This is a genomic window from Kitasatospora sp. NPDC036993 (assembly GCF_055607525.1).
In genome coordinates this window covers 80631-94597 of record NZ_JBVJRP010000022.1, presented here as the reverse complement: position 1 = coordinate 94597, position 13967 = coordinate 80631, and the positions used below count along the sequence as shown (strand labels likewise).

The following is a 13967-nucleotide window of genomic DNA, read 5'->3' as shown; positions in this document are numbered from 1 at the left end:
GTAGTCATACGGCGTGTTCGAACCAGCATACAGTTACGCGCGTAGACGGCACCAGGCGCAACCTGGCCCGGCACCGCCCGGCAGGGCTGTGCCGGGCCGTGCCGGTTTCACCGCCCGTTCAGCCACCCCGCGAGCTTGCCGCCCTTGTCCACGGCCCGCAGCCGCCGCTCCGCCGCCTCGCCGACCTCGTCCGTGGTGACCACCAGCAGCTCGTCCCCGCCGCGCAGCACCGTCGCCTTGTCCGGCACGAAGGAGTTCCCCTCCCGCACGACCAGGGTGACCGCCGCCCCCTTGGGCAGCCGCAGCTCGCTGACCTCCACCCCGGACATCTTCGAGGCGGGGGAGAGCGCGACCGACAGCAGGTGCCCGTGCAGCTTCTCCAGCGGGGCGGACTCGATGCCCAGGTCCTGGCCCATGTCGCCCTCGTCGATCCGCAGCCGCTTGGCCACCCAGGGCAGGGTCGGCCCCTGGAGCAGGGTGAAGACGACGACCAGGATGAAGACGATGTTGAAGACGTCCTCGGCCCGGTGCGCGCCCGACACCACCGGGATGGTGGCCAGCACGATGGGCACCGCCCCGCGCAGCCCGGCCCAGCTCAGCAGCGCCTGTTCGCGGGCCGGCACCTTGAACGGCGTCAGCGAGACCATCACCGACAGCGGCCTGGCCAGGAACACCAGCACCCCGCCGATCACCAGCGCGGGCACCACGGCGTCGCCCATGGTCTCGGGCGTGACGAGCAGTCCGAGCAGCACGAACATGCCGATCTGCCCGATCCACGCCAGCCCGTCGGCGAAGCCCCGGACGGCCGGGCCGTGCGGCAGCTTGGAGTTCCCGAGAATCACCGCGCTGATGTAGACGGCGAGGAAGCCGGAGCCGTGCAGCAGCGCGCCGCCGGCGTACGCGAGCACGGTGAGCGCCATCACGGCGATCGGGTAGAGGCCCGAGGAGGGCAGCGCGACGTGCTTGAGCCCGTAGGCGCCTATCTTGCCGACGGCCAGGCCTGTCACCGCGCCGATCGCCAGCTCGGCGGCGATGGTGCCGAGCAGGACGTACCAGGAGTCCAGCTCCCCGGTGGTGGCGAAGGCGACGACCAGGATGACCACGGGCGCGTCGTTGAAGCCGGACTCGGCCTCCAGCAGGCCGGTGAGCCGGTGCGGCAGCGGGACCATCCGCAGCACCGAGAAGACGGCGGCCGCGTCGGTCGAGGAGACGATGGCGCCGAGCAGCAGCGAGGTCCGCCAGTCCAGGCCGACCAGCCAGTGCGCGCCGGCCGCGGTGGCGAACACGCTGACGCCGACGCCGACGGTGGCGAGCACGGTCGCCGACGGCATCACCGGCTTGATCTCGCGCCAGCTGGTCTTGAGGCCGCCCTCGGCCAGGATCACGACGAGCGCCGCGTAGCCGAGCACCTGGGTGAGCTCGGCGTTGTTGAAGGTGACACCGATCCCGTTCTGGCCCAGTGCCACACCGATCCCCAGATAGATCAGCAGGCTGGGCAGCCCTGATCGGGTGGAGAGGCGTACGGCGCCCACCGCGAACAGCAGGATCACGGAGGACTCAAGCAGGAGCTGGTTCAGATGGGAGATGTTCACGCAGGGGCACCTCGGGCAGGCAAGGGCGGACGGGGTGTCTGGTGGTGCTGTGGGGGTGACCCGTTAAGAAGTCGTCAATGCTCCTCTTGCGGATCGTTACGCAGTCTAACATTTTGCCATATCTTTAGCTTGGTCCCCCGTTCACGGTGCTCGGCCGACTCGGCCTAATGTGGTGCCCTGTCCCGGCCGCAGGCCCCGGACACGCCCCGCCCGCCCCGAAGTCAGGACCGCAAGGACCCAGATGCCCCGCTCGAAGAAGTTCCGGCGCGCCCGTCTGATCGTGATCGTGCTGGTCGTGCTGCTGGTGGCCGGCGCCGGCTACGGCGGCTACCGCGGGGTCTCCGCGGTCCGTGCCTCCTTCCCCGAGGTCGACGGCAGCGTCAAGGTGGCGGGCCTGAGCGCGCCCGTCGACGTCAAGCGGGACGCCAACGGCATCCCGCAGCTGTACGCCGACACCGCCGATGATCTGTTCCGCGCCCAGGGCTACGTCCAGGCGCAGGACCGTTTCTGGGAGATGGACGTCCGCCGGCACGTCACCGCCGGCCGGCTCTCCGAGATGTTCGGCGACGGCCAGGTCGACACCGACGCCTTCATCCGCACCATGGGCTGGCGGCAGGTGGCGCAGAAGGAGTTCGACACCAAGCTGTCGCCGGAGACCAAGAAGTACCTCCAGGCCTACTCGGACGGCGTGAACGCCTGGCTCGCCGAGCACCCCGGCGGTTCGAAGGCCTCGCTGGAGTACTCGCTGCTCGGCGTCGTCAACGGCGGCTACCAGCCCGAGCAGTGGACCCCGGTCGACTCGGTGGCCTGGCTCAAGGCGATGGCCTGGAACCTCTCCGGGAACCTCCAGGAGGAGATCGACCGCTCGCTGCTGGCCCAGGACTTCGGCCCGGACAAGATCGCCGAGCTGTACCCGGACTACCCGTACGCCCGCAACGGCACCATCGTGAAGACCGGCACCGTGGCCGGCGACAACTACCGCCCCGCCGACGGCTCCCCGCAGTCCGGCGCGGCCGCCGGCGCCGCCACCGCCCAGGGCGCGGCCACCACCAAGGCGCTGCTGCAGGGCCTGACCGACCGGATCGACGCGATGCCGCAGCTGCTGGGCCGCCCCGGCCAGGGCATCGGTTCCAACTCCTGGGTGGTCGCCGGCACGCACACCACCACCGGCAAGCCGCTGCTGGCCAACGACCCGCACCTGGGCCCGGGCCTGCCCTCAGTCTGGTACCAGATGGGCCTGCACTGCCGGACCAGCTCCCCGGCCTGCCAGTTCGACGTCTCCGGCTTCACCTTCGCGGGCATGCCCGGCGTGGTCATCGGCCACAACAAGGACATCGCCTGGGGCTTCACCAACCTCGGCGCGGACGTCACCGACCTCGTGCTGGAGAAGGTCACCGGACCGGAGACCTACCAGTACGACGGCAAGGACGTGAAGTTCGACCTCCGCAAGGAGACCATCAAGGTGGCCGGCGGCGAGGACCGCACCATCACCGTCCGCACCACCCAGACCGGCGCCCCGCTGATCTCCGACCAGCGCAGCGAGCAGCAGAACGTCGGCAAGTACGCCCCCAACGGCACCTCCGCCCCCGACCGCGGCACCAGCGGCTACGGCGTCGCCCTCCAGTGGACGGCGCTCAGCCCGGGCAAGACCATGGACGCCGTCTTCGAGCTGGACAAGGCGAAGAACTGGGAGGAGTTCCGCGCCGCGGCCAAGGACTTCACCGTCCCCGCGCAGAACCTGATCTACGCCGACGCCAAGAACATCGGCTACCAGGCCCCGGGCAACATCCCGGTCCGCGGCAAGGGCGACGGCACCTACCCGGCGCTGGGCTGGGACCCGGCCTACCAGTGGAAGGACCCGATCCCCTTCTCCGCGCTGCCCTGGAGCCTCAACCCCTCGGCCGGCTACATCGTCACGGCCAACCAGGCCGTGGTGGACCCGAGCTACAAGTACAACCTGACCAAGGACTGGGAGTACGGCACCCGCGCCAAGGAGATCACCGACCAGATCGAGGGCCTGCTCAAGAACAACGGCAAGATCTCGCCGGACGACATGCAGACCCTCCAGCTGGACAACACCAGCGTGATGGCCAAGACGCTGGTCCCGCTGCTGCTCAAGCAGCCGGTCAGCGACCCGTACGTGCGCGAGGCCCAGGACCTGCTGAAGGACTGGAACTTCCACCAGGACGCCGACTCGGCCGCCGCCGCCTACTACAACGGCGTCTGGCGCCAGCTGCTGATCCTGGCCTTCGGCCAGAAGTTCCCGGCCGACCTGCGGGCCAAGGACAACTGCCTGCTGGTCCGCCAGCAGGACGACCCGACCAAGCCGGACAGTGCCACCAAGATCGTCACCGAGTGCGGCACCCGGGACCCGGGCAAGGCCCAGCCGGACGGCGGCGACCGCTGGACCGAGGTGGTGCGCCAGCAGCTGGAGAAGCCCGACAGCTCGTGGTGGACGTACATCGACGACCAGCACAAGGAGCAGAAGGGCCTGGACAACCTGCTCCAGGAGGCGATGAAGAACGCCCGCCAGGAGCTGACCTCGCTGCTCAGCAAGGACGTCTCCACCTGGAGCTGGGGCCGCCTGCACAAGCTGGAGCTGCGCGAGCAGACCCTCGGCACCGACGACTCCTCGATCGCCTCCGGCGCGGTCCACAAGCTGCTCAACCGCGGCCCGTACCGGCTCTCCGGCGGCTCGGCGGCGGTCGACGCGGCCGGCTGGAACGCGGCGGCCGGGTACGAGGTGGACTGGATCCCGTCGATGCGCATGGTGGTCGACCTGAACGACCTCGACTCCTCGCGCTGGGTCAACGTCGGCGGCGCCTCCGGCCACGCCTTCCACGACAACTACAACGACCAGACCGACCTCTGGCTCAAGGGCAAGCTGCTGACCTGGGCCTACACGCCGGACGCGGTCGAGAAGGCCACCAAGCACAAGCTGGTGCTCACCACCGGCTGACGCCCGTCCGGCCCGTACGGCGGCCCCGTTCCCCCGAGGGAGCGGGGCCGCCGCCGTTCCCACCCCTCAGCCGAGCGCGCGGACCCCGGAGGGCAGCACCGCCAGGTCCACCGGCCGGTCGTGCGGCTCGGCCGGCACCCGCTCCAGCAGCTCGTGCTCGTACAGCAGCACCGCCAGCACCGGCCGCACGCCCGCCCGCGCCAGCCGGGCCAGCACCCGGTCGTAGCTGCCGCCGCCCCGGCCCAGCCGGAGCCCCGCGCGGTCCACCGCCAGGCCGGGCAGCAGCACCACCGCGGCCTCCGTCACCGCCTGCGGCCCGAGCCGCGGGCCGACCGGCTCCAGCAGCCCGCGCCCGGCCGGGGCCAGTGCTTCCGGCCCCGCGTACTCGGCCCAGTCCAGGTCGTTGTCCGGCAGCAGCACCGGCAGCAGCACCCGCACCCCGCGCTCCCGCAGGGCGTCCAGCAGCGGCCGCGTCCCCGGCTCGGAGCCCACCGAGACGTACGCGGCCACCGTGGCACCGGGACCGGCCAGCTCCCCGGCGTGCCCGGCCAGCGCGTCGGCCGCCGCGGCGCGCTCCCCGGCGGCCAGCTCGCGCCGTCGCGTCAACAGCCGTGTCCTCAGGCCGCTCTTCTCGTTGTGCATCCGATCCTCCTGGTCTCCGCACCGTCGACGCGCAGAGCCTGACACGCGAAAGGGCGCCCCCATTGACCACCCCGCTGCTGGTCCAGGCCCTGGCCGGGCTGAGCGCCCCCGCACTGGCCGGTGCCGCCGTCCTCGGAGTGCGCGGCCGGCGGGAGCGGGCCGGGGCCGCCGCCGGGGCGGAGCGGCTGCGCGGCCGGATCGCCGAGCTGGAGGACCGCTGCGCCGAGCTGGAGCGCACCGCCTCCTGCGACCCGCTCACCGGCGTGTGGAACTACCGCCACCTCCAGCTCACCCTCGACCGGGAGATCGAACGGGCCCGCCGCGCCGAGCACACCGAGCAGGCCGAGGGGCCGCGCCCGCTCGCCGTGCTGATGCTGGCCATCACCGGCTTCGACGCGGTCGTCGCCGAGCACGGCAGGGCCAGGTCGGGCGCGGTGCTGCGCGACCTCGCCCAGCGGCTCGCGATGGAGATCCGCCGGGCCGACACCCTCGGCCGGTACGGCGGCGAGGAGTTCCTGGTGGTGCTGCCGGACACCGGCGCCGAGGGCGCCGCGCAGGTCGCCGAACGGCTGGTCTGGTCGGTCCGCCGGCACCTGCTGCTGGACTGGTCCTCCGGTCCGCGCGAGTCCCGCCCCGCCGACGGCAACGGCCTGACCGCCGCCGCGGGCATCGCCGTCCTGCCCGAGGACGGCACCCACGCGGCCGTCCTGCTGCGCGCCGCCGACCGGGCGCTGGCCGCCGCCCGGGACGCCGGCGGCGACTGCTGGCGGCTCTCGGCACCCGCCACGGACGCCGAGCCGCGTCGCGCCGACCGCCCCGAACCGGCCGACCGCACCCCCGATCACGGGCCGGACACCGGACCCGACCGTCCGGGCGCATCGCCCGCCACCGTGGCCGGGCCCCGCGACGTGCTCTCCTAGCGGTCCGTCCGTCCGACTGCGCCCGGCCGGGCGAAAACGTGCCTGAGTAAGGTGTACGCATGACGACGACGAACTCCCGAGTTCCGGTTACCAAGGCCGTGGTACCCGCGGCCGGACTGGGCACCCGCTTCCTCCCGGCGACCAAGGCCACCCCGAAGGAGATGCTCCCGGTCGTTGACAAGCCGGCGATCCAGTACGTCGTCGAGGAGGCCTCCGCCGCGGGCCTGTCCGACATACTGATGGTCACCGGCCGCAACAAGCGCGCCCTGGAGGACCACTTCGACCGCGCCTACGAGCTGGAGGAGCTGCTGGTCCGCAAGGGCGACGAGCAGCGCCTGGCCAGGGTCCGCGAGTCCGTCGAGCTCGCCAACATGCACTACGTCCGCCAGGGCGACCCGAAGGGCCTGGGCCACGCCGTCTCGGTCGCCGAGCAGCACGTCGCCGGCCAGCCCTTCGCCGTCCTGCTCGGCGACGACCTGATCGACCCGCGTGACCCGCTGCTCGCCCGGATGATCGAGGTGCAGCAGGAGCTCGGCGGCTCGGTCGTCGCCCTGATGGAGGTCGACCCCGCCCAGATCCACCTCTACGGCTGCGCCGCCGTCAAGGCGAACGGCTTCGGCGAGGACGTCTTCCAGGTGACCGACCTGGTCGAGAAGCCCGAGCCCGGCGAGGCCCCGTCGAACTACGCGGTGATCGGCCGCTACGTCCTCGACCCGCTGGTCTTCGACGTGCTGCGGGAGACCCCGCCCGGCCGCGGCGGCGAGATCCAGCTCACCGACGCCCTGCGCGAGCTGGCCACCCGCGAGCCGGCGGACGGCGGCCAGGTGCACGGCGTGCTCTTCAAGGGCCGCCGCTACGACACCGGCGACCGCGCCGACTACCTGCGCGCCATCGTCCGCCTCGCCGCCGAACGCGACGACCTGGGCCCGGAGTTCCGCACCTGGCTGCGGGAGTACGTCGGTACCGAGATGCAGGACTGACGCAGCACCGACCACGACAGAGAGCGAGCCGCCGATGACCGGGTCCACCGAGCACAGCACCACGCCCAGCGCCTGCTGCGACGCCGGAGCGGACCCGGCCCCGGCGGCTCGCCTCTGGACGGTGGACGAGCACCTCGCCGACGTGCTGGCCTCGGTCGGCCCGCTGCCCGCGATCGAGCTCCAACTGCTCGACGCCCAGGGCTGCCGGCTCGACGAGGACGTGGTCGCCGACGGCGACCTGCCGCCCTTCGACAACAGCTCGATGGACGGCTACGCGGTCCGCACCGCGGACACCGAGGGCGCCACCGACACCTACCCGTCGGTGCTCTCGGTGGTCGGCGACATCGCCGCCGGCGCCGAGGAGCTGCCCAGGGTCGGTCCCGGCCAGGCCGCCCGGATCATGACCGGCGCCCCGCTGCCGCCCGGCGCCCGGGCCGTCGCCCCGGTCGAGTGGACCGACGGCGGCACCGGCACCGGGGTCGCCGCCGCCGCGATGACCGCACCGGTCCCCGACGAGGAGGTCCGGGTCCTGCGCCCGGTCGCCGAGGGCGCGCACATCCGCCGCCGCGGCAGCGACGTCACGGCCGGCGACCGGGTGCTGGACGCCGGCACCCGGCTCGGCCCCGCCCAGCTCGGCCTGCTCGCCGCGATCGGCCGGGCCACCGTGAAGGTCCGCCCGCGCCCCCGGGTCGTGGTGCTCTCCACCGGCAGCGAGCTGGTCCAGCCCGGCGAGCCGGTCGGCCCGGGACGGATCACCGACTCCAACAGCTTCACCCTCACCGCGGCCGCCCAGGAGGCCGGCGCCATCGCCTACCGGGTCGGCGCCGTCCCGGACGAGGCCGACCGGCTGCGCGCCGTCCTGGAGGACCAGCTCGGCCGGGCCGACCTGATCGTCACCAGCGGCGGGGTCAGCGTCGGCGCGTACGACGTGGTCAAGGAGGTCTTCGAGTCCTACGGGGGCGTGGACTTCCGCAGGCTGCGGATGCAGCCCGGCAAGCCGCAGGGCTTCGGCCGGATCGGCGGCGCGGCCGGGGTGCCGCTGCTCGCCCTGCCCGGCAACCCGGTGAGCGCCTACATCTCCTTCGAGCTCTTCGTCCGCCCGGTCATCCGCACCATGCTCGGCGCCGCCGAGGTGCACCGCCCGGTGGTCCGCGCGCTCTGCCCGGCGGCACTGCGCTCCCCGGCGGGGCGCCGGCAGTTCCTGCGCGGCCGGTACTCGGCGGCGGACGGCACGGTCGAGCCCGTGGGCGGCGCCGGATCGCACCTGGTCGGCGCGCTGGCCCGGGCGGACTGCCTGATCACCGTCCCCGAGGACGTCACCGCGCTGCCCGCGGGCAGCGAGGTCGACGTGGTGTTGCTGGACTCCTGATCGGGTCTCAGGACCGGGGAACGGTACGGTAGCGCGGTATTCGACCTGCGCGCCTCTGGAGTTACCCGTGACGACACCTCCCCCCGGCGACCGCCTCACCCACGTCGACGACCAGGGCGCGGCCCGCATGGTCGACGTCTCCGAGAAGGCCACCACCGCGCGCACCGCCGTGGCGGCCGGCCGGGTGCGGGTCTCCCCGCAGGTGGTCGAGCTGCTGCGCGGCGAGGGCGTGCCCAAGGGCGACGCCCTCGCGGTGGCCCGGATCGCCGGGATCATGGGCGCCAAGAAGACCCCGGACCTGATCCCGCTCTGCCACCCGATCGCCGTCTCCGGGGTCAAGGTCGACCTCGCGGTCGCGGACGACGCGGTCGAGATCATCGCCACCGTGAAGACCGCCGACCGCACCGGCGTCGAGATGGAGGCGCTGACCGCCGTCGCGGTGGCCGCGCTGACCGTGGTCGACATGGTCAAGGCGGTGGACAAGGGTGCCACGATCGAGTCCGTCCGGGTGCTGAGCAAGACCGGCGGCAAGAGCGGCGACTGGTTCGCCCCCGAGGTGGGCGCATGAGAGCGCTCGCCGTCACCGTCTCCAACCGGGCCTCGGCCGGGGTCTACCAGGACAGGGGCGGCCCGCTGCTGGTGGCCGGCCTGACCGCGATGGGCTTCACCGCCGACGGCCCCCGGGTCGTCCCGGACGGCGAGCCGGTGGAGGCCGTGCTGCGCGAGGCCGTCGCGGCCGGCTACGACGTGGTGCTGACCACCGGCGGCACCGGCATCTCGCCGATGGACCTCACCCCCGAGATGACCGCCCGGGTGATCGACCGCGAGGTCCCCGGGATCGCCGAGGCCATCCGTGCGTACGGTCGCGAGAAGGTGCCGACCTCGGCGCTCTCCCGCGGGCTCGCCGGGCTCGCCGGACGTACCCTGATCGTCAACCTGCCGGGCTCGACCGGCGGCGTCAAGGACGGCCTGGCCGTCCTGGAGCCGCTGCTCGCCCACGCCGTCGACCAGCTCGGCGGCGGGGACCACCCCCGGCCCGACGACCCAGCAACCGGGAGCGCGCACTGAACGCCGGCTGGCCGGTAGAACTCCGCGAGGGGGAGGTCGTGCTGCGCCCCATCAGGGCCCGCGACCAGCGCGAGTGGCAGGAGGTGAGCCGCCGCAACCGGGACTGGCTGCGCCGCTGGGAGGCCACCGTGCCGCCCGGCCCGGCCGGCCGGGCGGCGGGCCCGAGGCCGACGTACCGGCAGATGGTCCGCTTCCTGCGCGGCGAGGCCTCGGCGGGCCGGATGCTGCCCTTCGTCGTGCTCCACAAGGGGCAGCTGGTCGGCCAGCTGACCGTCGGCGGGATCACCTGGGGATCGATGTGCTCGGCGAACATCGGGTACTGGGTGGACGAGGGGGTGGCCGGCCGGGGCATCATCCCGACCGCCGTGGCGCTCTCGGTGAACCACTGCTTCCGTACGCTCGGACTGCACCGGATCGAGGTCTGCATCCGTCCGGAGAACCGCCCGAGCCGGCGGGTGGTGGAAAAGCTCGGCTTCCGTTCGGAGGGAATCCGTCCGCGCTATCTGCACATCGACGGCGACTGGCGCGACCACCTCGTCTACGCGTTGACCGACGAGGAGGTCCCGGAGGGGATGCTGGAGCGCTGGCGGGCGCTCAGTTCCGGGTGTGAGCCACGTAATTGAATGTATGTTCGAAAGAAATATCGATATGGCATCGGCAGGGCACCGGACCCCCACAAATAGCGGCAAAATAGTCGGAGAATCAGCTTGATCACACGACACGCCGCACCAAATTGCTGCCAGGCCTTCCCGTGCGCCCGTACGGTGTGAATCGTGAGCAGTAGCGGCCTTATCTACGCCGTCATCGTAGGGGCCTGGGCCGCCTATCTGGTGCCGATGTGGCTCCGCAGGCAGGACGAACTCAACGAGGCGCGCCCGACGGAACGCTTCAGCACCGCCATCCGCCTGCTGGCCGGGCGTTCGGGGCTGGAGCGGCGGGCAGCCCGGGCCCTGGGCGACGAACCGCGTGACGACGAGCAGAACGACGACGGTCCTCCCGAACGGGACGGGGCCGCCTCAGGCGACCCCGCGCGGGAGCCCGAACCCCCGGCACAGCGCCCGGCCGAGCGGCCGGCCCCCGCCCCGAGGGCCGGCATCGACCGCCGGGCGAGACTGCTGGCCCGGCGGCGCCGGATGGTCACCGCCCTCTTCTTCTCCTTCGCGCTCGGCGCGGTGGTCGCCGCGGTGGCCGGGCTGACCTTCCTCTGGGTCCCGGCGGTCCCCGCGGTCCTCCTCACCTTCTACATCGGCCACCTGCGCAAGCTGGAGCGCCAGCGGTACGAGGTGAAGCTCGACCGGGTCCGGGCGGCGCAGGCGGCCGAGCGGCTGCGCAAGCGCGAGCAGCAGCGGGCCGAAGCTCCGGCGCCCGACGGCGCCCCCGCCGAGGCCCCTGCCGCCGCCGCGGAGCCCGTCCGGGCCGCGCCCGCCGGGAAGCGGTCCGCGCGCCGTCCGCACCTGCGGCTGGCCGCCGACCCCGAGCAGGTCACCGTCTCGGTGTCCTCGGTGTCCTCGGCGTCCGCGGTGGCCGAGGCGACCGAGCACGAGGAGTGGGTCGACGGCATGCGTGAACGCGGTGCGGCCGGCCCGGACTCCTGGGAGCCGGTGCCCGTCCCGCTGCCGACCTACGTGACCGCTCCGGTCGCCCCCCGGGTCTCCCGCGGCCTCGACCTGTCGGCTCCCGGCACCTGGACCGCGGGCCGCCCCGCCGAGTCCCGCAAGACCCCGCTGTTCGACCAGTACGCCGAGCCGCAGGCTCCCGAGTCGCGCCCGCGCGCGGCCAACGAATGAGGGCCGGCCACCCCCCGACCAGCAGCGCGGTCGGGGGGTGGTCACGGACCACCTTCGAAAGGTGCTAGAGTTTCTTCTCGTTGGGGCTGTGGCGCAGTCCGGTAGCGCACCTCGTTCGCATCGAGGGGGTCAGGGGTTCGAATCCCCTCAGCTCCACCCAACAGGCCGGCTCAGCCGGTCGACGAAATCCCCCCCGGGAGGCAACTCCCGGGGGGATTTCGCGTTTTGGGATCCGGGCCGGGCGGCTGGGGCGATTCCGGGGTGGTCGCGGGTGGCCGCGGCCGGCTGTGGGGGAGATCACACCACCCTTCCGGGTTCGATTCTGACGCCGTTTGGGCTCCAGGGGCGCCGGTCGCGGCGGGCGGGCCCGGAGGCTGGCGAGGAGACGATCCGGTCCATCTCGACGGGGTGCCAGCGCGGTGCGCGAGTTCGGTCTGAAGCGGTGGGCCCGGCGGTCGGGCCCGGAGGGGTCCGGCGGCGCCGCGGGAGCCGGCGGGCCGGGTTCCCGGATCCTCCCCGCCGTCTGCGTGGCGGCCGTGTCACTGGCGGTGTTCGCCTGGTTCCGGCACACCCTCGGGGCCACCATGGTCGACATGCTGGTCTACCGGGCCGAGGGCGGGGCCGTCGTCCGCGGCGAGGACCTGTACGCGATGCGGCTGCCCGGCTGGGACCTGCCGGCCACCTACCCGCCGTTCGCCGCGCTGCTCTTCGTGCCGAGCACCTGGTTCGACGTGAGCACCCTGCGCGTCCTGGTGATGCTCCTGAACTACGCGCTGCTCGCGACGGCCGTCCACCTGTCGCTCGAACTGGCCGGCCGGCCGGGGCGGCACCGCGCGGCCGTGGTGGTCCTGGCGACCGGCCTCGGCATCTGGCTGGAGCCGGTCTTCACCACCTTCCGGTACGGCCAGGTCAACCTCGGCATCCTCTGCCTGGTCCTGTGGGACCTGACCCGCCCGGACCGCGACCGCCGCAAGGGCCTGGGCATCGGCCTGGCCGCCGCCGTCAAGATCACCCCCGGCCTGTTCGCCGTCTACCTGCTCCTGACCGGCCGGGTCCGGGCCGCCCTGGTCTCGGCCGGCGCCTTCCTGGCGGCCGGCCTGACCGGCTGGGCCGTGCTGCCGGACGCCTCGTACGGGTTCTGGACCGGCTACCTCTGGGACCCGGGCCGGGTCGGCTCGCCCGTCCTGGTGGACAACCAGTCGCTGCGCGGAGCCGTCTGCCGGCTGCTCGACGCCGGTGACCCCGGGCTGGTCGGGCTCGTCGCCCCGGCGCTGGCCGGGACGCTCGGGCTCGGGGTGGCGGTGACGGCCGGGCGTTCGGCGCGGGTGCTGTGCAGGGCCGACGCCTGGGGGGCGGTCTGCGCCGCGCTCACCGCGCTGCTGGTCTCGCCGATCAGCTGGACCCACCACTGGGTCTGGTGCGTCCCGCTCATCGCCCTGCTGGCGTCGGAGGCCGGGAGCAGGGTCCGCCAGGTGCTGTTCGGCCTGACCGTGCTGGTGTTCCTCTCCCACGCCATGTGGAGGGTGCCGTTCTCCATGCGGTGGGGCCGCGGGGTCGCCTGGTACTGGCAGCTGCCCGGCGCGGTCTACCCGTCGATCGCGATCGCCGTCCTGGCCGTCCTGGGCGTGCGGCTGTACCGGGCCCGGCGGCAGGCCGTGGACGGCACCGGCACCGGCGGCGGGGCCGGGGCGCCGGTGGCCGCCGGGCCGGAGCCGGGTGGGTCCGGACATGCGGGAGGGCCGGCCGGAACGACGTCCGGCCGGCCCTCCCGGGTGCCTCAGGGGCGGTCCGAGCCCATGTAGCTGCCGCTCTGGTGGGCGCCCTGGGCCGGGACGGCGCCGTAGCGGCCCGGCCGCTGCCCGCGCGGGTGGCGGGTCAGGTTGTAGCCGAGGACGCCGGCCAGCGCGGCCAGGAAGCCGCCGCCGATCGTCCAGTACCAGCGGCTGTTCCAGCCGGAGAACCAGCCGGTGTACCAGTGCTCCTCCGGCGCCACCGGGGCGGCCGCCTTGGCGGTGCTCGCCCCGCCGCCGGCCGGCGGGACCAGCGGGGCCTTCAGCTCCCCGCCCTCGGGCTGGGCGTTGTCGGCGTCGCCCTTGGCCGTGACGTGCAGCCGGACCGAGGAGGCCAGACCGAGGTCGGGCTGCGGGACGTCGTTGACCGACAGCCGCACGTAGTAGGTGCCGGGCAGCGGGTCGCCGGACCACGGCTCGGCCCAGGTGCGGACCTCGCGCAGGGTGCAGTTCAGCGCCAGGGTGCCGGCGCTCTGGTCGGCGGTGGCGTTCTGGGTGCCCGCCGTGCACGACTGGCGGCGGCGCAGCCCGTCGAAGACCTCGACGGACCAGGTCTGCGGGCCGTGCCGGTCGGCGGCCGGGGCCAGGTTGACGGTCAGGCCGACCGTCGGGGTCTGGCCCTCGGAGGCGCCGAACGCCCAGTACAGGTAGTCACCGGTGGAGACGGAGACGTTGGCGTCCTGGCCGGGGGACAGGTTGACCGCGGTCAGGAAGGAGGTGCCGGCCTTGGTCGCCGGGGCCGGGGTGCCGCTCGTGCCGGCCGTGGGGGACGGCGAGTCGGCCGAGGCGGCCGGCGTGCCCAGGGCGAGCGCGGGCAGCAGGGCGAGGGCGGCGAGGGCGCCGCGAAGCGTCGTACGCAT

At 73.5% G+C, this 13967-nt stretch carries 12 protein-coding genes and 1 tRNA gene; 10 read left to right on the top strand and 3 right to left on the bottom strand.

All coding sequences use genetic code 11. From position 1 onward, the window contains the following. Window positions 1–107 precede the first annotated feature (107 nt). Window positions 108–1592, bottom strand: coding sequence for a potassium/proton antiporter (locus tag ACZ7C5_RS33700; RefSeq protein WP_470324151.1), 1485 nt, complete (start codon window positions 1590–1592; stop codon window positions 108–110). 241 nt (window positions 1593–1833) lie between these two features. Here ACZ7C5_RS33700 and ACZ7C5_RS33695 point away from each other — a divergent pair, with 241 nt between their 5' ends. Then, entirely contained in the window at window positions 1834–4551 is a 2718-nt protein-coding gene (locus tag ACZ7C5_RS33695; RefSeq protein WP_470324150.1) for a penicillin acylase family protein, read from the top strand. 66 nt (window positions 4552–4617) lie between these two features. On the opposite strand, the gene ACZ7C5_RS33690 is transcribed toward ACZ7C5_RS33695, so the two are convergent. Continuing rightward, window positions 4618–5193 (bottom strand): 5-formyltetrahydrofolate cyclo-ligase, encoded by a 576-nt coding sequence (locus ACZ7C5_RS33690; protein ID WP_470324149.1) that lies wholly within the window; start codon window positions 5191–5193, stop codon window positions 4618–4620. A gap of 62 nt (window positions 5194–5255) precedes the next feature. Here ACZ7C5_RS33690 and ACZ7C5_RS33685 point away from each other — a divergent pair, with 62 nt between their 5' ends. From ACZ7C5_RS33685 to ACZ7C5_RS33645, 9 genes are all read left to right on the top strand, one after another. Next, on the top strand, window positions 5256–6113 hold the full coding sequence (locus ACZ7C5_RS33685; protein ID WP_470324148.1) for a GGDEF domain-containing protein: 858 nt from the start codon (window positions 5256–5258) through the stop codon (window positions 6111–6113). A gap of 59 nt (window positions 6114–6172) precedes the next feature. After that, on the top strand, window positions 6173–7093 hold the full coding sequence (gene galU / locus ACZ7C5_RS33680) for a UTP--glucose-1-phosphate uridylyltransferase GalU (protein ID WP_188297928.1): 921 nt from the start codon (window positions 6173–6175) through the stop codon (window positions 7091–7093). 34 nt (window positions 7094–7127) lie between these two features. Beyond that, window positions 7128–8462, top strand: coding sequence for a molybdotransferase-like divisome protein Glp (gene glp / locus ACZ7C5_RS33675; RefSeq protein WP_401091588.1), 1335 nt, complete (start codon window positions 7128–7130; stop codon window positions 8460–8462). 127 nt (window positions 8463–8589) lie between these two features. After that, window positions 8590–9030, top strand: coding sequence for a cyclic pyranopterin monophosphate synthase MoaC (gene moaC / locus ACZ7C5_RS33670; RefSeq protein ID WP_470324170.1), 441 nt, complete (start codon window positions 8590–8592; stop codon window positions 9028–9030). Beyond that, a complete protein-coding gene (locus tag ACZ7C5_RS33665; RefSeq protein WP_401091586.1) occupies window positions 9027–9530 on the top strand; it encodes a MogA/MoaB family molybdenum cofactor biosynthesis protein in 504 nt (167 codons plus the stop codon). The genes moaC and ACZ7C5_RS33665 overlap by 4 nt, the downstream gene beginning before the upstream one ends. A gap of 38 nt (window positions 9531–9568) precedes the next feature. Further along, the gene (locus ACZ7C5_RS33660; RefSeq protein WP_401091584.1) at window positions 9569–10153 is read left to right on the top strand and encodes a GNAT family N-acetyltransferase; all 585 of its coding nucleotides are present in this window, start codon (window positions 9569–9571) and stop codon (window positions 10151–10153) included. Between the two features lie 150 nt (window positions 10154–10303). Continuing rightward, entirely contained in the window at window positions 10304–11317 is a 1014-nt protein-coding gene (gene sepX, locus ACZ7C5_RS33655; RefSeq protein ID WP_470324147.1) for a divisome protein SepX/GlpR, read from the top strand. A gap of 82 nt (window positions 11318–11399) precedes the next feature. Beyond that, window positions 11400–11473, top strand: a tRNA-Ala gene (locus ACZ7C5_RS33650). Window positions 11474–11853: 380 nt separating this feature from the next. After that, window positions 11854–13119, top strand: coding sequence for a glycosyltransferase 87 family protein (locus tag ACZ7C5_RS33645; RefSeq protein ID WP_470324146.1), 1266 nt, complete (start codon window positions 11854–11856; stop codon window positions 13117–13119). Here the strand turns inward: ACZ7C5_RS33645 and ACZ7C5_RS33640 are convergent. Next, complete coding sequence (locus ACZ7C5_RS33640) at window positions 13095–13967, bottom strand: peptidase (RefSeq protein ID WP_470324145.1); 873 nt, start codon at window positions 13965–13967, stop codon at window positions 13095–13097. The genes ACZ7C5_RS33645 and ACZ7C5_RS33640 overlap by 25 nt on opposite strands.